Annotated in this window: 19 protein-coding genes; 1 reads left to right on the top strand and 18 read right to left on the bottom strand. The window is 39.6% G+C overall.

Annotated elements, in window-relative coordinates; genetic code table 11:
- A complete protein-coding gene (locus KHA88_RS06575; protein WP_213121646.1) occupies positions 1-162 on the top strand; it encodes a hypothetical protein in 162 nt (53 codons plus the stop codon).
- 68 nt (positions 163-230) lie between these two features.
- Here the strand turns inward: KHA88_RS06575 and rpsO are convergent, their stop codons facing one another.
- The 18 genes from rpsO to pyrH all read right to left on the bottom strand — a co-directional run bounded on the left by rpsO (position 231) and on the right by pyrH (position 19,821).
- Positions 231-500, bottom strand: a complete 270-nt coding sequence (rpsO, locus tag KHA88_RS06580; protein ID WP_213096683.1) for a 30S ribosomal protein S15 — start codon at positions 498-500, stop codon at positions 231-233.
- Between the two features lie 119 nt (positions 501-619).
- A complete protein-coding gene (gene ribF / locus KHA88_RS06585; protein WP_213121647.1) occupies positions 620-1,570 on the bottom strand; it encodes a bifunctional riboflavin kinase/FAD synthetase in 951 nt (316 codons plus the stop codon).
- 31 nt (positions 1,571-1,601) lie between these two features.
- The gene (truB, locus tag KHA88_RS06590; RefSeq protein WP_213096681.1) at positions 1,602-2,513 is read right to left on the bottom strand and encodes a tRNA pseudouridine(55) synthase TruB; all 912 of its coding nucleotides are present in this window, start codon (positions 2,511-2,513) and stop codon (positions 1,602-1,604) included.
- An 83-nt stretch (positions 2,514-2,596) separates the two neighbouring features.
- Positions 2,597-2,938 carry a 30S ribosome-binding factor RbfA gene (gene rbfA, locus KHA88_RS06595; protein ID WP_213096680.1) on the bottom strand — a complete coding sequence of 114 codons (342 nt, stop codon included), beginning with the start codon at positions 2,936-2,938 and terminating at the stop codon, positions 2,597-2,599.
- 15 nt (positions 2,939-2,953) lie between these two features.
- A complete protein-coding gene (locus tag KHA88_RS06600) occupies positions 2,954-3,232 on the bottom strand; it encodes a DUF503 domain-containing protein (protein WP_213121648.1) in 279 nt (92 codons plus the stop codon).
- Positions 3,229-5,580 (bottom strand): translation initiation factor IF-2, encoded by a 2,352-nt coding sequence (gene infB, locus KHA88_RS06605; protein WP_213096678.1) that lies wholly within the window; start codon positions 5,578-5,580, stop codon positions 3,229-3,231. Before infB ends, KHA88_RS06600 begins: the two co-directional genes overlap by 4 nt.
- 15 nt (positions 5,581-5,595) lie before the next feature.
- On the bottom strand, positions 5,596-5,904 hold the full coding sequence (locus KHA88_RS06610; RefSeq protein WP_283247407.1) for a YlxQ family RNA-binding protein: 309 nt from the start codon (positions 5,902-5,904) through the stop codon (positions 5,596-5,598).
- Entirely contained in the window at positions 5,905-6,186 is a 282-nt protein-coding gene (gene rnpM, locus KHA88_RS06615) for an RNase P modulator RnpM (protein ID WP_430413622.1), read from the bottom strand.
- Between the two features lie 6 nt (positions 6,187-6,192).
- A complete protein-coding gene (nusA, locus tag KHA88_RS06620) occupies positions 6,193-7,320 on the bottom strand; it encodes a transcription termination factor NusA (protein WP_213096676.1) in 1,128 nt (375 codons plus the stop codon).
- A gap of 31 nt (positions 7,321-7,351) precedes the next feature.
- On the bottom strand, positions 7,352-7,819 hold the full coding sequence (gene rimP / locus KHA88_RS06625) for a ribosome maturation factor RimP (protein WP_213096675.1): 468 nt from the start codon (positions 7,817-7,819) through the stop codon (positions 7,352-7,354).
- A gap of 305 nt (positions 7,820-8,124) precedes the next feature.
- Positions 8,125-12,450, bottom strand: coding sequence for a PolC-type DNA polymerase III (locus tag KHA88_RS06630; protein ID WP_430413695.1), 4,326 nt, complete (start codon positions 12,448-12,450; stop codon positions 8,125-8,127).
- Between the two features lie 82 nt (positions 12,451-12,532).
- Positions 12,533-14,233: a proline--tRNA ligase gene (locus tag KHA88_RS06635; RefSeq protein WP_213107184.1), complete on the bottom strand. Its 1,701-nt coding sequence runs from the start codon at positions 14,231-14,233 to the stop codon at positions 12,533-12,535.
- A 34-nt stretch (positions 14,234-14,267) separates the two neighbouring features.
- Complete coding sequence (gene rseP / locus KHA88_RS06640; RefSeq protein ID WP_213121650.1) at positions 14,268-15,530, bottom strand: RIP metalloprotease RseP; 1,263 nt, start codon at positions 15,528-15,530, stop codon at positions 14,268-14,270.
- A gap of 18 nt (positions 15,531-15,548) precedes the next feature.
- Positions 15,549-16,691: a 1-deoxy-D-xylulose-5-phosphate reductoisomerase gene (locus KHA88_RS06645; protein WP_213096671.1), complete on the bottom strand. Its 1,143-nt coding sequence runs from the start codon at positions 16,689-16,691 to the stop codon at positions 15,549-15,551.
- Positions 16,692-16,714: 23 nt separating this feature from the next.
- Entirely contained in the window at positions 16,715-17,506 is a 792-nt protein-coding gene (locus KHA88_RS06650) for a phosphatidate cytidylyltransferase (RefSeq protein ID WP_213096670.1), read from the bottom strand.
- Positions 17,503-18,300: an undecaprenyl pyrophosphate synthase gene (gene uppS, locus KHA88_RS06655; protein WP_213096669.1), complete on the bottom strand. Its 798-nt coding sequence runs from the start codon at positions 18,298-18,300 to the stop codon at positions 17,503-17,505. The genes KHA88_RS06650 and uppS overlap by 4 nt, the downstream gene beginning before the upstream one ends.
- Positions 18,301-18,538: 238 nt before the next feature.
- Complete coding sequence (gene frr, locus KHA88_RS06660; RefSeq protein ID WP_213096668.1) at positions 18,539-19,096, bottom strand: ribosome recycling factor; 558 nt, start codon at positions 19,094-19,096, stop codon at positions 18,539-18,541.
- The gene (pyrH, locus tag KHA88_RS06665) at positions 19,096-19,821 is read right to left on the bottom strand and encodes a UMP kinase (RefSeq protein ID WP_213107186.1); all 726 of its coding nucleotides are present in this window, start codon (positions 19,819-19,821) and stop codon (positions 19,096-19,098) included. Before pyrH ends, frr begins: the two co-directional genes overlap by 1 nt.
- Positions 19,822-19,836 lie beyond the last annotated feature (15 nt).

Raw genomic sequence — 19,836 nt, forward strand, 5'->3', positions numbered from 1 at the left:
ATGCGGGTCAGAACGGCGTTGCCACAGGACGTGGCGATCTTAGCCGTTCTTCCTTTGCAAGGCGCCTCCGCTTTTCTTTATCACACGCATGTCCAATGTTCAGTTCTGCCATGCTTAAACATGACAGTCCTTAGCAGTATTGCCACAGTTAGCATACGATGAAACCTTATTAATAAATCCTAACAAAAAAGCGGGAAAAAATCCCGCTTTTTCAAATAGCTCTGCGTTGATTATCTACGCAAGCCAAGGCTGTTAATTAATTCACGATAACGCTGCACATCTTTATTACGAAGATACGTTAAAAGGTTACGGCGTCGGCCTACCATTTTCATCAAACCACGTCTTGAATGATGGTCCTTTTTGTGCGTGCGAAGATGATCGTTCAATTTGTTGATATCTTCTGTCAATACCGCAATTTGAACTTCCGGAGATCCGGTATCATTTTCATGAATCTTATATTGGTTGATGATTTCGTTTTTACGTTCTTGAGAAATCGCCATCCTATTTCACCTCCTGTTTTAAAATCCCCTGTTACCTAGCAAACGTTGGTGAGTCGTTTTGCCAAGCAAAGGTTCTTGATACTGTATTAGGATACATCTTTCTAAAAGAAAAATCAAGTTTATTTACCTAATGTTTGAAAGTATCCTACCGCAATTTCTTTATCCTTATTAATTTGTAATTTCAGCTCTTCAATTCCACTGAACTTTTTTTCATCCCTTAGTCTCATATGCCACTCTATACTTACTTCTTCACCATATATAGAACGATCAAAATCTAAAATGTGAACTTCGATTGATAGCTGGGAATGCCCTGGCTTATTGAAAGTAGGCTTATAGCCAACATTACATACTCCATTTTCCCAAGTTTCGGCGACAAGTATCCGGACCGCATATACCCCTGTTTTAGGAATAAGATAATCGCTTAGGATTTGGACGTTTGCCGTTGGGAATCCTATCGTCCTTCCTCGCTTTTCTCCGTGAACAACGGTGCCTTTTGTCGTGTAGAAACGGCCAAGTAATGCTTTAGCATCGTATACATCACCTTGATTCAACAGATTTCTGATGGCTGTAGAACTTATTTTTTCTTCTTTATCTTCCAATTTGGCTACTGTTGTTACTTTAAAGTTATCTTTTGAATGAATTGGCAATGTTTCCATTGTACCTTTTCCAAACTTTCCATACGTATAATCAAAGCCTGCTACAACGTGACGGACATTTAATTTTGCAAGGTAATCATCTGCAAATTTCTCAGGCTCTACACTAGCAAAAGCAGAGGTAAATCGCACAACAAATAAAAAATCAACTTTAAGTGAAGCGATTTTTTCAATTTTATCTTTCAGTGGTGTTATATAATGAATGGTCTTATTTTTCGTACCAAGAACGACAGATGGATGTGGATCAAATGTCATAACTGAACTTTTCCAACCATTATCATTCGCTATTTGCCTAGCTGTTAAAATTACTTTTTGATGCCCTTTATGTACGCCGTCAAAAAAGCCAAGAGCCATGGCCATCGGCGGTAAATCCTTAATATCAATATTGTGTGGATGATGGATCATTATTACTTTCAATACTGGTCACCTTATTTCTGGCATTTGGATATTATATATTTTCATTTCGCAAAACCTTGACCGGCTTTATGACGTTTTCTTTTTCAGGATGTGCTTGATAAATCGCGAGAGCCATATCATGATAAGTCATCACAACTTCACCCTCTGGCCAAGTTTTAGGCTTGGTTAAAACCGCACCGTTTTTTACCTTTAATGCTAAATTATCATCTAATTGATAGATAGGCAAATGAGAAATTCCCTTTTCAAGTGGATAAATGATATCAGCTAATTTTCCTTCTTCAATAATCCGTTCAAGTGTATCGAAAGTCACACAATCATTTACAGTAAAATCAGCTGAGGCTACACGTGTCAGTTTGGACATGTGAGCCGGAAAACCTAATTTTTCTCCAATCATGACGGAAAGTGTGCGAATATACGTTCCCTTGCTGCAATGTACGCGAAACGCGAAAGAAACTAGCCCATCCTTAGCAGAAATAGATTCATTAAAAAGAGTTAAATCGTAAATATTCACTTTTCTAGATGGGCGGTCAACTAAGATACCTGCACGTGCATATTCATATAACCTTTTCCCATTAACCTTAACTGCCGAATACATCGGAGGAGTTTGCTCAATTTCTCCAGTTAAAGACTGCAAGACAGTTTTAATTTCTTCGATTGAGATATTGCGATCAACTTTATTACTTTCAACCACATCACCTGAGGCATCTTCAGTAGTAGTAGAAAAGCCTAATGTCACTTCACCTTCATACACTTTGCCAGCATCGGTAATATACTCAGCAATTTTTGTTGCTTTACCTAAACAAATAGGAAGGACACCTTCCACATCAGGATCTAATGTACCAGTGTGACCGACTTTTTTTGTCCTTAGCATTTTTCGGATTTTAAACACACAGTCATGTGATGTTAATCCCATTGGCTTCCATAATGGTAAAATTCCGTCCATTGCCATCCCCCTTCCAAGTGCTTCTTTTGTTGCATAGAAAATGGGATAGACTCCATGTCTATCCCATTTTCTAGAAGCCAGTCTCAGTCTTCTTTAATTTGTTTTAATAATGATTCTATTTTATTTCCATAGCCAATTGATTCATCAAATTCAAAATTAATTTCTGGAGTTTTGCGTAGACGAATTCTTTGGCCTATTTCTGATCTAATAAATCCTTTAGCTTTAGCGAGTCCTAGCAAAGTAGATTCTTTCTGTTCATCATCGCCAAGAACGGATATATAAATCGTAGCCTGCTGAAGATCCCCTGTCACATGCACATCAGTGACGGTGACAAAGCCAACCCTTGGATCTTTAAGCTTGCGGGTGATTATTTCACCAATTTCTTTTTTCATTTGTTCTCCAACTCGATTTGCACGTACACTCATGTCAAACACCTCACATTACAGCCATTCAAAATTTGTCTTGACTCTTTCCCATTCTGGGAAAGAGTCAAGAAATTTAAGGGCATAATCAAGTTCACGTTCCGCCGACTTCTGGGAGGTAGAAACAGTGACTATCGCAATTTTTGTCAATTGCCATAAATCTTGATGTTCTACTTCGGCAGCAGATACATTAAACTTTTGCTTTAGCCTCGTTAAAGTCCGTTTGAGCACAGCACGCTTTTCTTTTAATGAATGAGTTTGGAAAATTCTATACTCACATTCAACGAAACCGATCAAGTGCGCTCAATTTCTTCCATCAAAAACGCTTCAATAATATCTTCTTCTTTCATATCATTGAAATTTTTAATAGTGATTCCACACTCATAACCTTGGCTCACTTCTTTTACATCGTCCTTAAAGCGCTTAAGGGCATCAACTACACCCTCAAATATGACAATTCCATTTCTGATCAAGCGAACACCGCTGTCGCGAGTAATTTTTCCGTCAGTAACATACGATCCAGCAATAGTACCAATTTTGGATACTTTAAATGTTTGTCTAACTTCCGCTTGGCCGATAATTTTTTCTTCAAATTCCGGATCAAGCATACCCTTCATAGCAGCTTCTATTTCATCAATGGCTTTGTAAATTACTCTATGAAGACGAACATCAACTTGTTCAGATTCAGCAGCACGTTTAGCATTTACATCCGGTCGAACATTAAATCCGATTACGATAGCGTTTGATGCAGCTGCAAGCGTAATATCAGATTCATTAATCGCACCTACAGCAGTATGAATAATCTTGGTATTTACGCCTTCAACATTAATTTGTCTGAGCGCGGCCGCTAATGCTTCTGCAGAACCTTGTACATCAGCTTTTACAATAACATTTAAATCCTTCATTTCACCTTGCTTCATTTGCTCAAACAATGTATCAAGGCTTACGCGGGAGCTTTCATTTCGTGACGCCTGCAATGCTTCCTGTGCACGGATTTCACCAATTTGCCGCGCCGTTTTTTCATCGTCAAAGACTACGAAACGGTCTCCTGCTTGCGGAACATCACTAAGCCCAGTTATTTCAACTGGAGTAGATGGAGCAGCTTCTTTCACTCTTCGTCCGATATCATTTACCATAGCGCGAACTCGGCCATACGTGCTTCCAACTACAATTGGATCGCCTATTTTCAATGTACCATTTTGGACAAGGAGCGTTGCTACAGAGCCACGACCTTTATCGAGCTGTGCTTCAATAACAGTTCCGATTGCATTCCGATTAGGATTTGCCTTAAATTCTTCAACTTCGCTTACAAGTAATACCATTTCAAGCAAGCTGTCGATACCTTCTCCTTTTAAAGCGGAAATCGGAACAAATATTGTATCTCCACCCCAGTCTTCAGGTACCAAGCCATGTTCAGTAAGCTCCTGCATAACCCGGTCTGGATTCGCAGTTGGCTTATCCATTTTATTAACAGCAACGATAATTGGTACTTCGGCTGCTTTGGCATGATTAATTGCTTCAACCGTCTGTGGCATTACACCATCGTCAGCAGCAACAACAAGAATGGTAATATCCGTTACTTTTGCTCCCCGAGCACGCATCGTTGTAAAAGCAGCGTGACCTGGTGTATCAAGAAATGTAATCTTTTTGCCATTTGATTCAATTTGGTAAGCACCAATATGCTGGGTAATCCCACCAGCTTCACCGGCTGTTACTTTCGTATTACGTAATGAATCGAGCAATGTCGTTTTACCATGGTCAACATGTCCCATAATAGTAACAACAGATGGGCGCTCTATTAAGTTTTCCTCATCTTCTTCAGTAAAATACACTTCTAAATCTGTTGCGTCAATTTGGATTTCCTCTTCCACTTCAACGCCATACTCACCGCAAATCAATTCAATGGCATCTTTATCTAGTTCTTGATTAATCGTCGCGATTACACCAAGTAGAAATAGTTTTTTAATAATTTCAGAAGGTTCACGATAAATTTTCTTCGCTAGCTCGCCTACAGTAAGTGAACCGCTAAAAGTAATTTTTTCAGGAAGCTCTTTTTGCCTTTGAGGTGCAGGTTGATGCTGCTGCGGCTTTTGACGTTGCTTCGTGTTTTTATTTGTATTATTTCCTCGTCGGTTCTTGTTGAAGCCTTTATTGCCGCCTCTTTGCTGTTGATTTTTATTCTGAGTACTTCCACTGCTGTTTTTCATATTTGTTTTATTTTGCCCCATCTCATTATTACGTTGATTTCCGCTCGTTTGCGGTTTGGTTGCTGCTTGTGCTTGTGTTTGCGGTTTATCTTGGCGACGTTGCCCAGGGCCGCGTTGTGCATTACCATGACTACCTTGCTGCGCCTGTACAGGTTTATTATCCCTTTTTTGCTGATTGCTAGAATGGACCACTCGTTCCTTTTTAGCAGGCTGCTCGCCTTGAGTTTTCTCCCTGTTTTGTTGCATAGGCTTCTTAGGCATCTCTTTATCTTGTTTGTTATTGCCTTTAAACAAAGAATCTAGTTTTCCGGCCGTCTCACCATCAATCGTAGACATATGGTTAGCCACTTCTATATTCATGTTCTTTAATTTTTCAATTACATCTTTACTAGATGTATTTTGTTTTTTTGCGTATTCATATACACGTACTTTACTCATATGTTCACCCCCGTTTTATTCATCGAGCATTGAACCGAGCTTCTTTGCGAAGCCATCTTCCAAAATTGCTACAACTACTCTTGCATCCTTCCCTATGGCATGGCCGAGTTTTTCCCTGGTTTCAACGAAACGAAGTGGAACTTGGTAATGGGTGCATTTATCCTGTATTTTCTTGGAAGTATTTAAAGAAGCATCATTGGATATTAAAACAAGCTTGGCTTTGCCATTTTTAATTTCTTTAACAACCAATTCTTCTCCAGAAATAATCTTTCTCGCTCGATTTGCCAATCCAAGCAGTGACATCCATTTTTCCTGTTTTATCATTTATTTACTTTCCTTATCGACTAAAGAGAGTAGTTCATCGTAAATCGACTCGTTCACTTCGGCGCTTAACTGACTAGCAAAGATATTTTTCTTTTTTGCTGCCAAGATCGCTTCTCTTTCCAATGAAATATAAGCGCCTCTGCCAGACTTTTTCCCTGTCAAATCTACCGATACTTCCCCTTCTTTTGATCGGACAATTCTAATCATCTCTTTTTTTGGCTTCATTTCACCTGTTGCCAAACATTTTCTCATTGGGATTTTTTTTCGAATTGCCAAAACCATTCACCTCTACTCGATTTCATCCTCATTCAAATCGAATGTTACGTTTGTTTCATCTTCGTCAAATAATAAAAATGATTCTTCACGTGGATAAATACCTGCTTCACGCGCATCGGTTTCGCTTTTTATATCGATTTTCCACCCGGTCAATTTAGCCGCAAGCCTAGCATTTTGACCCCGTTTACCGATAGCTAGCGATAGTTGATAATCAGGAACGACAACTGTTGTTGCTTTATTCTCTTCATTAACAGCTACATCTAAAACTTTAGACGGGCTTAGTGCGTTTGCAACGAACTCGACGGGATCTGATGACCATTCAACAATATCGATTTTTTCGCCTTTTAGTTCATTTACAATCGCTTGCACACGGGATCCTTTAGGACCTACACATGAACCTACCGGATCAACTTCGGCATTATCAGTGCTGACTGATATTTTCGAGCGATCACCAGCTTCTCGGGCTACAGATTTTATTTCCACTGTACCATCATAAATTTCCGGGACTTCTATTTCAAAAAGCCTTTTTAACAAACCTGGATGAGTACGTGATACATATATTTGTGGACCCTTTGTTGTTTTTTCAACTTTTGTAATATAGACTTTAATCCGGTCATGAGGTTTGTACGTCTCATTCGGCATTTGTTCACTTTGTGGTAATAATGCTTCAATTTTTCCAAGACTAACGTAAATAAATCTCGGGTCGTGGCGTTGCACAATCCCCGTCATAATATCGTCTTCTCTGTCAACAAACTCGGAGTAGATGATGCCGCGCTCTGCTTCTCGAACACGCTGCGTAACTACTTGTTTTGCTGTTTGAGCGGCGATTCTACCGAAATCTTTTGGCGTTACTTCCAACTCTACAATATCCCCAATATCATATGCAGGGTTAATATTCTTCGCATCATCAATAGAAATTTCAAGTCGAGAATCAAAAACCTCATCGACGATTTCTTTTCGAGCAAAAACTCTCATGGTCCCTGTATCCAAATTTAAATCTACACGGACATTTTGGGCTTGATTAAAATTTCTCTTATAAGCAGAAACTAGAGCTGCTTCGATCGCTTCAATCAGTATATCCCGACTAATACCCTTTTCTCTTTCAAGAATAATTAGAGCATCCAGTAATTCTGAGCTCATTCAAATGTCATCCCCTTTAAACCGCCTCTTTTTAAAAAACAATCGCCAACCTTGCTTTTGCAACTTTGTCCAAAGGCACTTCAATTGTCTTTGTTCTTGTTTTAATTTTCACTTCAATCGTTAATATTCCTGCATGAAAATCAGTCAATTTACCTTCGAAAGTTTTTTCACCATCTATTGGCTCATATGTTTTTATATTAACGTTCTTTCCAACTGATTTAGTAAAATCAGCTTCTTTCTTTAGTGGGCGCTCAGCACCTGGTGAAGAGACTTCTAAAAAATAGTTGTGAGGAATTGGGTCAAGCTCATCTAAGTGGGTGCTTAATCGCTCGCTGACAATTCCGCACTCTTCTATGTCTACGCCGTTTTCTTTGTCAATAAATAAACGGAGAAACCAATTTTTCCCCTCTTTAACGTATTCAATATCAACAAGCTCAAGTTGCATATCATCTAAGATTGGTGTTACAAGTTCTTCAACCATGTCCGTTACTTTACTCATAATAACCTCCAGGATAAGAATTTCTATGGTTATATACCAGATTATCCGCGACAATACGAAAGAGTGGGGGGCGCCCACTCTTTTGTCAACAGAGAGTTATTCACAGTATTTCCATTAAAAATATACCATAGTCATATTTTTATTGCAAATAACCAAATGCGGAAGGCGCTTGCCCAGGGGCGACAAGCATATGACAGGGGCTAGCAGAAGGCGGTCTTTTGCCTTCTGAAAGCAACTGGCTTATGACCTCGAGCCCCTAGCGCCTGCAGCTAGACGAACCAAAAGCGGAAGCGCCTTGGGGTTTTTTAAAATAGCGATAATTGATTCCGATCTGGCAATGATTCTAGACAACCGTGGTTATCCAGGTATTCAATAATCGTTTTCGATACTTTGCCTCGCTGTTGTAAATCCTCTTTCGAAAGAAACTCTCCATCTTCCCGGGCTTTCACGATATTAAGTGCAGCATTTGTTCCGAGCCCTGGTATCGCGTTGAATGGCGGGATCAGCGTATCTCCATCAATAAGGAATTCCGATGCGCTTGATCGGTAAAGGTCAACTCTTTGGAATTGAAACTTTCTTTCGCACATTTCAAGTGAGAGCTCTAACACGGTTAACAAGTTCTTTTCTTTAGTAGTGGCTTCAAGACCTTTTGCATTAATTTCCTCAATTCGAGCACGTAGCGTTTGAGATCCTCTCACCATCGCTTCTAGATCAAAATCATCTGCTCTCACTGTAAAATAGGCAGCATAATAATACAATGGATGATGTACCTTGAAATAGGCAATTCTGACAGCCATAAGCACATAAGCTGTAGCATGGGCTTTCGGAAACATGTACTTAATTTTCTTACATGAGTCGATATACCATTCAGGCACTTTGTTTTTTCTCATTTCTTCTTCCCATTCTGGGATAAGGCCTTTTCCTTTTCGCACAGACTCCATAATCTTAAAGGCAAGTGACGGTTCCAACCCTTGATAAATGAGATAAACCATAATGTCATCACGGCAACCGATCACTTCAGGAAGTGTACATGTTCCATTATGGATAAGTTCCTGTGCATTGCCAAGCCAAACATCAGTACCATGAGAAAGTCCCGATATCTGTACCAACTCGGAGAAGGTGGTTGGTTTTGTATCCTCTAACATTTGCCTTACAAACCTAGTTCCAAATTCGGGTATTCCCAACGTTCCTGTCTTACACATAATTTGCTCTTCAGTTACACCGAGTGATTCAGTCCCGCTAAAAATTTTCATTACTTCAGAATCATCAGTCGGAATTGTTATCGGATCAATTCCGCTTAAGTCCTGTAGCATTCTTATGACCGTTGGATCATCGTGGCCAAGAATATCTAGCTTTAACAAGTTATTATCAATAGAATGAAAGTCAAAATGTGTGGTCCTCCATTGTGACTCACTGTCATCAGCCGGGAATTGAATGGGCGAGAAATCGTAAATTTCCATATCATCCGGTACAACAATAATACCACCTGGATGCTGGCCCGTTGTTCTCTTTACACCCGTACAACCTTGAACAAGCCGATCTACCTCAGCATTTCTCAGGTGAAGATTGTGATCTTGTGCATAGCCCTTTACATAACCGAATGCCGTCTTCTCGGCAACTGTACCGATTGTACCAGCCCGATAAACATAATCTTCTCCAAATAGTACTTTCGTATAGTTATGGGCCTGAGGCTGATATTCTCCAGAGAAATTGAGGTCGATGTCGGGTACTTTATCTCCCTTAAAACCTAGGAAAGTTTCAAAAGGAATATCATGTCCATCTTTTTTGTATTCCTCACCGCACTCAGGACATGTTTTATCAGGTAAATCGAAGCCTGAACCCACCGTACCATCAGCTATAAATTCTGAATGCTTGCACCCAGGACAAACATAATGTGGTGGAAGAGGATTAACCTCAGTAATTTCTGTCATCGTTGCAACAAACGATGACCCGACAGATCCCCGGGAACCAACTAAGTAACCATCATCCAAGGATTTTTTTACAAGTTTATGAGAAATCAAATAGATAACGGCAAAGCCATGGCCAATAATACTTTTCAATTCTTTTTCAAGTCGTGCTTCAACGATCTCAGGTAATGATTCACCATAAATTTGCTCTGCCATTTCATAGCTCATCGATCGAATTTCTTCCTCAGAGCCTTCAATTTTCGGCGTATATAAGTCGTCTTTAATCGGTTTGATGGCTTCAATCATATTAGCAATAGCGTTTGAATTTTCAACGACAATTTCCTTTGCTTTTTCGGCTCCTAGGAAAGAAAACTCGGAAAGCATTTCATTAGTAGTCCTAAAATGAACGTCTGGCAGTTCATGCCTATTCATTGGATTAGCCCCCCCTTGTGAGCTAACCAGGATTTTACGGTAAATTTTATCTTGCTCATTCAAGTAATGGACATTTCCAGTTGCGACGACTGGAATATTTAATTTCTCGCCCATAGTAGCAATATTTTTAATGATATCCTCTAGATCCTTCTCGCTCCTAACAAGCTCTAACTCAATGAGATGCCTATATACAGGTTTCGGATGAACTTCGAGATAATCATAAAATTCGGCCGCCTTTTCTGCTTCAGCACTACCCTTTTGCATCATTGCTTCAAATACTTCACCCTTATCACACCCGGACCCAATAAGAATCCCTTCTCTATGTTTTTCCAATACCGATCTCGGAATACGTGGGACTCGATAAAAATAGTTCATATGTGAGATGGAAACGAGTTTGAATAAATTTTTCAAGCCGGTTTCATTTTGGGCCAGCAATGTACAATGGTTGGGCCTTGCTCGTTTATAGGCGTCACCGACTCCCATATTGTCATTAAGCTGATCGTGGAATTCAATTCCTTTTTCCTTTGCATCCTTCAGCATCTTCAAAAATAAATATCCGGTTGCTTCGGCATCATAAATGGCTCGGTGATGCTGGGTGAGCTCTATGTCGAATCTTTTTGCTAATGTATTTAGGCGATGGTTTTTAAATTGAGGATAAAGAAATCTAGCCAGTTCTAAAGTATCGATAACTGGATTTTCAGATTTCCCTAATCCCATCTTTTGAAGTCCCGTATTCAAAAAGCCCATGTCAAAAGATGCATTATGGGCAACAAATATAGCATCCCCTGTCCACTCATAAAATTTTTGAAGTGCTTCATGTACCTCAGGAGCGTTTTGTACCATATCATCGGTGATCCCTGTCAGTTCAATCGTTGTGGCAGATAATGGATGATGTGGGTTAGCAAAGCTTTCAAACGTATCGATTACTTCACCGTCACGGATTTTTACTGCCGCCAGTTCGATTATCGTATCGTATATCGCTGATAATCCAGTAGTTTCCACGTCAAAAACCACAAATTCTGCGTCATCGAGTAGACGATGGACACTGTTATAAGCAATTGGTACGCCGTCGTTTACGAGATTAGCTTCAAGACCGTACAAAATCTTAATATCATTTTTTTTGCCTGCGCTGAATGCTTCAGGAAAAGATTGGACAACTGCATGGTCTGTTATAGCGATCGCTTGATGCCCCCATTTTTTTGCTTGTGCGATATGGCTTGAAATGGATGAAACAGCATCCATTTGGCTCATAGGCGAGTGAAGATGCAGTTCGACTCGTTTTTCACCCTCGGGTTCCGTATCCATTCTTGCTTTAGGTCTAATTTCATTAATATCATTTGCCATCATGACAAGGTCTCGTACAAATGTATCGTTCTGCACGCTTCCTCGAACCCTTGCCCACATGCCTTTTTTGACCATTTTCAGCATTTCTGCATCCTCTTTATCTCTGGAAAACATTTTAACTGAAATTGAATCCGTATAGTCGGTGATTTTAAATGTCAATAGAGTTCTTCCACTACGTAGTTCTCTAGTCTCAGCATCAAAAATATAACCTTCCACTGCCACCCGCCGCTCTTCATCGATGATTTCTTCGAGTTTTTTGATTTCATCATCATTCTTTATCGTTATCCCGATTGTTAACGGTCCGGAAGGGATGCCATTGTTATTTTCTTTGGATGCTTCTTGCTGTTGCATTTCAAAAACAGCTTGCCTTGCACGTTCTTGATCTTCTTTTTGTTTTGCCTCAAGAAACTTTTGATAATCTTCATTCGAATGGGGTTGTTCTGCAACCTCTGCATCAAGGAGAACTTGCTGAAATCCAAAGCTTTGATATATTTTTTGAATAATTTCCCCGTATTTCATTTTTAGGGTTTGTGCCTCTGTATCATTTCTTGTACTTACCGTTATTTTATTACCGTGGATTTTCGGGGTTTGTTCGTTCAAAAGCTTAAGAAGCATAGGAGAAATTCCATCTATTTCTTTTATACAATGATTCCAATAGTCTAACAGCAGATTCTCACTATTGGAGTGGTCGATTACTTCTACTGTAAACGTGACTTGTGCAATGTGATGAAATGTACGCCTGAGATGATCTGTAAAACGTGAAAATATATTGCATGGAATATGTTTTTCAAAAATAAAAGAGAATTGCCATTGTTTACTTTTTCTATCAACTATTAGTTTATCGATTTTCGCGTTATCAAAATATCGCACGACTGCGTCTTCTGTTAATTCAAGCTGCTGAAGCAGCAGACGAAATCTTTCTATTTTTTCGGCGGGATTATTAGCCACATCTCTCGCTCCCATCCACCATATTATTCTTTTTCCTTATTGAATAAAGGAAGGTACCTTAAAAGGTACCTTTTTCCTCATACTATTTAAGTAACTGCTGAAGCAGCTGTAAAAGTTCTGTTTTTTCTACTTCAAACATCTCGCCTGTTTTTCTCACTTTTACTTCCACGATCCCATCAGATGACTTTTTACCAGCTGTTATCCTGATTGGAAGGCCAATTAGATCTGAATCTTTAAATTTAACCCCGGGACGCTCAGCCCGGTCATCAAGTAATACTTCGAAGCGATTATCTTTTAACAGATCATATAATTCGTCAGCAAGTTCCACTTGAGCTTGATCTTTCATATTGACTGGAACAATATGAACATGATATGGGGCAATATTGCTTGGCCAAACAAGTCCATTTTCATCATTGAATTGCTCGGCTATCGCAGAAAGGGTCCTCGAAACCCCAATTCCATAACAACCCATGATATAGCTTCGAGATTTGCCGTTTTCATCCAAATACTTCGCATTCATCGCGTCGCTATATGTCGTTCCAAGCTTAAAAATATGCCCTACTTCAATTCCTCTAGCAAATCGAATTGTACCTTCACCATCTGGAGATGGATCACCTTCCATAATAAACCGGAAGTCAGCATACTTTTCTACAATGAAATCACGACCAGGAACCACATTAATAAGGTGGAAGCCCTCTTCATTCGCACCGCACACCGCATTAACCATGGCTTCAACAGCGTGATCCGCATATACTTTCATTTTTTCCGGTACACCGACTGGACCAAGCGATCCGACAGAACAGTTTAGAAGCGCAGCTGTTTCTTCATGATCAGCAAGTTCAACAATAGTTGCATTTAATTCATTCTTTACTTTAATATCATTTACTTCATGATCGCCTCGAACAAGAATCATGACATATTCATCATCAGTCTTAAAGACGAGCGACTTTATACAATTCTCTGGCTGAACATTTAAAAATGTAGAGACTTCTGCGATTGTTTTTTGATCAGGAGTTGCTATTTTTTCTAATGCCCTTTCCGCTTCCGAAGACTTTTCGTATTTACGCGTTACTTCAGCCATTTCAATATTAGCGGCATAATCGGAACTATCCGAGAAGGCAATCGTATCTTCGCCAATATCTGACAATACCATAAATTCCTGCGTATCTTTGCCGCCAATGGCACCCGAATCAGCGAGAACAGCTCTAAAGTCAAGTCCGCATCTATTAAAAATATTTGTATATGCCTTGTACATTTTATCGTAAGCTTCATCAAGGCTTTCAGCAGATGTGTGGAATGAATACGCATCTTTCATAATAAATTCACGCCCACGTAATAATCCGAATCTAGGACGCTGTTCATCACGAAATTTTGTTTGAATTTGAAATAACGTAAGCGGCAAACGCTTATATGATTGTACATCGTCATTTACTAAACTGGTGATAACTTCTTCGTGTGTAGCTCCTAGTGCAAAATCCCGGCCATGGCGATCGTGGAGGCGCATCAACTCTTCACCATACGAATACCAGCGTCCAGATTCCTGCCATAATTCAGCTGGCTGAAGCGCAGGCATTAGTACTTCCGCTGCTCCTGCTTTTTCCATTTCTTCACGAATGATTTTCTCAATATTATCTAATGTTCTTTTTGCAAGCGGCATGTAAGTATATACTCCACTAGCCGTTTGTCTAATATAACCAGCCCTGAGTAATAGCTGATGGCTTTTAATATCCGCATCAGCTGGAAACTCACGAAGTGTTGGAATCAGTGTCATGCTTTGTCTCATTCTGTGCACCCCATCTTCATAGATCAATTTGCAATCAATTTATAAAAAAACGTTGTATGTCATTCCATGTAACAACAATCATAAGTAACATCAAAAGAGCAAATCCGATAAAATGTACCATGCCTTCTTTTTGACGATCGATTGGCTTTCCTCTAAGAGCTTCAACGCCGAAAAACAGTAGGCGTCCTCCATCCAGCGCGGGGATAGGGAGCAAATTCATAATACCTAAATTGATACTAAGTAATCCAGCCCATTTCATTAAGTAAAGAATACCTGCCTTGGCTACTGTTTCAGTCGATACATAAATTCCAACCGGCCCCGCAAGCATATCAATTGAAAATTGGCCGGTAACCAACTTTCCGAGAAGTCTAATAATCTCTACCGTCCAATGGTAAGTTTCCTTGAATCCGTTTGTCGAAACCTTAACAAAAGATTTATCCATTGGAGACTGAACACCAATCAATCCGAATTCCCCCTCCTCAGCTACATGTCTTTTAGGAGTCACTGGGATATCAATTGTTTGTTTATTACGTTCAACGGTAAAAATAAGCTCTTCTTCGGGATGGGCCCTGACGATTTCTGTTATATCATCAAAATTAGCTACTTCCGATCCATCAATACTAAGTATATCATCGCCCTGATGCAATCCCGCTTCCTGTGCAGCACCATCTGGTGAAATTTTACCGAGTACCGGATCGTTTACAGGGACCCCTTGAATGCTCCCAATGATGGTAAAAACGACAATTGCCAAGATAAAGTTCATCATTGGACCTGCAAATATCGTCATTGCTCTAGCACTCAATTTTTTTGATGCAAACTGGCGATCCCAAGGGGCAATCTGTGTTTGTGCTTGATCTTCAATGATGACTGCTTCCCTAGAAATCTTAAATGTTTGAAGAACTTCGTCTTCACCATCTTCATAGCCTTGAATAAAAAGTTGGTGTTCCAAATCAGCTTTTTCAACTTCAACTGTTCTTGCATTCGGATAGCGATCTTTACCATTTAAAATAATCTTTTTAACTATGTTATCTTCATCGAACACGAGTGCAACCCTATGGCCTGGCTTAATCTCTGCCATTTCAGGATCCTCACCCGCCATTCTTACAAATCCTCCGATTGGAAGGAGGCGGATCGTATACGTTGTTTCATCTTTTGAATAAGAAAAAATTTTCGGGCCAAATCCAATTGCAAATTCCCTTACTAGTATCCCTGCACGCTTAGCAAAAATAAAATGTCCAAACTCATGGAAAAAGACAAGCGCACCGAAAATGATGATAAAGGATATAACAGTATTCAAAATAAATGACCACCTTTATTAAAAGAGTGAGTTAACATATTTTCTCGTTTCTATATCGACTTCTTGGATGGCATCTAGATCTGGGTTTTCAATGTTATTATGTCGGACGAGAGCTTTTTCAATCAACTCCTCTATATCTAGGAACGATATTTCCCCTAAAAGAAATGCACTGACAGCCGCCTCGTTCGCTGCATTCAAAACAGTTGGCATTGTTCCGCCAACTTTGCCGGCTTCATATGCAAATTGTAAGCATCGGAATCTCTGGAAATCCATATCCTCAAAATGAAGCTTACGAATTTTGGCAAGGTTTAAGCTTTCCGTTTCATAATACAGCCTGTCCGGATACGATAGTGCATACTGAATAGGAACTCTCATATCTGGGCTACCAAGTTGAGCAATCACACTGCTGTCATGATATTCAACCATTGAATGAATAATGCTTTCGCGATGCAAAAGCACATCAATTTTCTCATACGGCAAGTTAAAGAGCCAGTGTGCCTCAATAACTTCTAGTCCCTTGTTCATCATTGTAGCAGAGTCAATTGTAATTTTGGAGCCCATCGACCAATTTGGATGATTTAAAGCTTGATCCACAGTCACAAAACGTAATTCTTCACGTGTCAAATCCCGAAAGCTTCCACCTGAAGCAGTTACAATCAACCGGTTCACATTTTTGTGCTGCTCACCTTGAAGGCATTGAAAAATAGCAGAATGTTCACTATCTACTGGTAAAATACTTACATTATTCTCCTTAGCAGCGGCCATTACAATATGTCCGGCAGTAACGAGTGTTTCTTTATTTGCCAGTGCTATCGTTTTTTTTGCTTTAATGGCCTGCAATGTGGGATGAAGCCCTACACTTCCCATTACAGCATTAAGAAGGATATTGGATTTTTCGTGAACTGCCACCTCCGATAGACCATCAGTTCCATATGTAAACTTTATGCCACTCGGATACTCAGTTTTTAATTTTTCGCAATCTCCTTTTAGTTGAACGGACACAAGTTCCGGAGAGAATTCATTAATGATTTTTCTGACAAGCTCGATATTCTTTCCTGCAGAAATAGCAAGAAGCTTGAACTGTTCAGGCTTTTCCCTGATGACATCGAGCGTTTGTAAACCAATTGAGCCTGTAGCCCCAAGCAAACTTATATACTTCATTCTTTTCTCTCCTTGCTGAATAATCAATGTAAGATATGTAAGAAATTCAGCAGCGGCAAAACAAATAGCCAGCTATCGCACCGATCAAGAATGCCGCCATGTCCAGGGAAAAGATTACCTGAATCTTTCACTCCATAGTGGCGTTTTAATGCCGATTCCGCTAAATCTCCCATCTGGCCAAAAATTGAGAGGATAATCGTCATTAAAATTAACTTGACAAATGAAATTTGAATATCAGAGAACAGAGCAAATAATACCGCAACGGCTAGTGCGGAAATAATGCCGCCGAAAAAACCTTCTACTGTTTTATTAGGGCTGATATCCGGCCAAAGTTTTCGCTTCCCGAATTTTCTTCCAATAAAATATGCGCCTGAGTCCGTGACCCAAACAACAAATAATGCATAAAAAAGATAGATAAGTCCAGCATCACGTGTCTGAACAAAATAATAGAAACCTATCCCTACATACAATACCGAAAGGAGAGTAAAGCCAGCATCCTCAAACGTAAATTGATTTTTCCTAATGACAGTGTAGGACAAAAAGATCAAAACTGCTGCAAAAGCCAATTCTATTTTTGATAGCTCAGTCACATTAATTACTTCAAAATACTTGTTTGGCAAAAGAAAAACCCAAAGTAATATAATTGCAATTAGTCCATGCATAGATGCTAATTTAAGCTTTCGCATTTGAAAAAGCTCATACAATCCAATCGTCGCCATCGCATAAGTTAAAATTAAAAATGGGACACCGCCCAATATAGCTATTGGTAAAAACACAGCAATTAGAATGGCTGCTGTGATGATTCGTTGTTTCATTTTTCACTCTCCTCGCCATGAAGCCCTCCATAACGCCTCGATCGACGTTGATAGGCTTCAACTGCTTCTAGCAGATGTCCTTCAGAAAAATCCGGCCACAGTACATTTGTAAACCAAAGTTCTGTATAGGCTAACTGCCATAACATGAAATTACTTAGACGCAGCTCACCACTTGTGCGGATCAATAAATCAGGATCCTCGATCTGTTTTGTCATCAAATAATTGGAAAAGCAATCGTCATCAATATCTTTTACAGATAGCACGCCTTTTTGAACATCATTAGTAAGTTCCTTAACAGCATCGATGATTTCTGCGCGACTTCCATAGTTTAAAGCGAAATTTAAGATAAGACCCGAATTTTCTGCCGTTTTTTCCATTGCTCGTTCGACGGCTTTCCTCGTGCTGACTGGAAGTTGGTCGGGATAGCCTATCATACAGACTTTTACATTTTCTTGGATAAGTTCAGGTAAAAAACTTCCGAGAAATTCTTCAGGCAGTCCCATTAAATAATCAACCTCTTGTTTTGGACGCTTCCAGTTCTCTGTGGAAAACGCATAAAGAGTTAACGTTTTTACGTTCAATCGATTAGCCAGCATCGTGATTTTCTTTACGGTTTTCATTCCTTCATGGTGTCCCGCGATTCGCGGAAGGGCCCGTTTTTTTGCCCATCTGCCATTCCCATCCATAATAATGGCTATATGCCCTGGGACTGGTTGCTTTAATATCCGATCCACCGTATCTTCAATCGCTGGTTTTCCCTTGGAAGTTTTCCATAATCTCATTTTTTTTAGCATGAAAGTGTCCTCCATCAGAGTTGCTTCCCTCTGTACCAAAGCCTATCTTAACATAAGTAAAGCACAAGCGCCTTGTTCAGCCTTAAATGTACTGCAAACATTTAATGAAACAGTCATTTCTATTATAAAGAAAAAATTTCTGTTTGGATAGTATTCATAAATGTATTAATTATTCCATAAAAAAACTCCCCTCATATGAAGGGAGCCGTTCTAAAACATATGCTCTCGCCAAACGGTGTTAAACAGCTAAAATCTCTTGCTCTTTATCTTTAGTGATTTCGTCGATTTTTTTAATGTTTTCATCCGTAAGCTTTTGAATATCATCGGAATATCCACGTAAATCGTCTTCAGTAATTTCACCGTTTTTTTCTAGCTTCTTCAAATCATCATTGCCGTCTCTGCGAATATTTCGAATGGCTACCTTTGCATCCTCAGCTTCTTTTCTGACAACTTTTACAAGGTCTTTACGTCGTTCCTCTGTTAGTTGTGGAATCGATATTCTAATTAATGATCCATCATTTGTCGGAGTCAATCCGAGATCAGATTTCATTATAGCTTTTTCAATGTCACCTAAAATTGTTTTATCATATGGCTGAATAACAAGCAGCCTCGCTTCAGGGACTGAAATTGACGCCATTTGGTTAATCGGAGTTGGAGCTCCATAATAATCTACAGAGATTTTATCGAGAAGCGCAGAACTTGCACGACCTGCACGAATACTTGCAAGCTCACGGCTATAAACTTGAATAGCTTTTTCCATTTTATCTTTTGTTGCGGAAATCACTTGGTTTGCCATTATTCCTTCCCCCTCACTAATGTTCCAATTTGTTCACCCATTACTGCACGTTTTACATTTCCTTTTTTATTGAATGAAAACACGATTAATGGGATGTCGTTATCCATACATAAAGACGATGCTGTGGAATCCATTACGCCTAATCCTTCTTTTAAAACATCTAAGTACGATAGTTGTTCATATTTCACTGCATTTTTGTCTAACTTCGGATCTGCATTATATACGCCATCTACATTGTTTTTCGCCATAAGAATTACTTCTGCTTCAATTTCGGCTGCTCTCAGCGCTGCCGTTGTATCTGTAGAAAAATATGGATTTCCTGTCCCGGCAGCAAAAATAACGACGCGGCCCTTTTCTAAATGACGAATAGCTCTCCTTCTGATGTAAGGCTCCGCTACTTGGCGCATATCAATAGAAGTTTGAACTCGCGTTTCAATTCCAAGTTGTTCTAAACTATCTTGCAGCGCGAGGGAATTCATAACAGTTGCAAGCATGCCCATATAATCGGCTGTTGCTCTGTCCATTCCCATTTCGCTTCCTACTTTACCACGCCAAATATTTCCACCGCCAACAACAACGGCCACTTCAACACCTAGCTCAGCAACTTCTTTAACTTGTTCAGCAATCGATTTGATCACAGACGGGTTGATGCCAAAGCCTTCAGTTCCTGCCAATGCTTCACCACTAAGTTTAAGTACAACTCTTTTATATTTTGGGTTGCTCATATGAACCTCCAATGC

Source organism: Lederbergia citrea, from assembly GCF_018343525.1.
Classification (GTDB): domain Bacteria; phylum Bacillota; class Bacilli; order Bacillales; family Bacillaceae_C; genus Lederbergia; species Lederbergia citrea.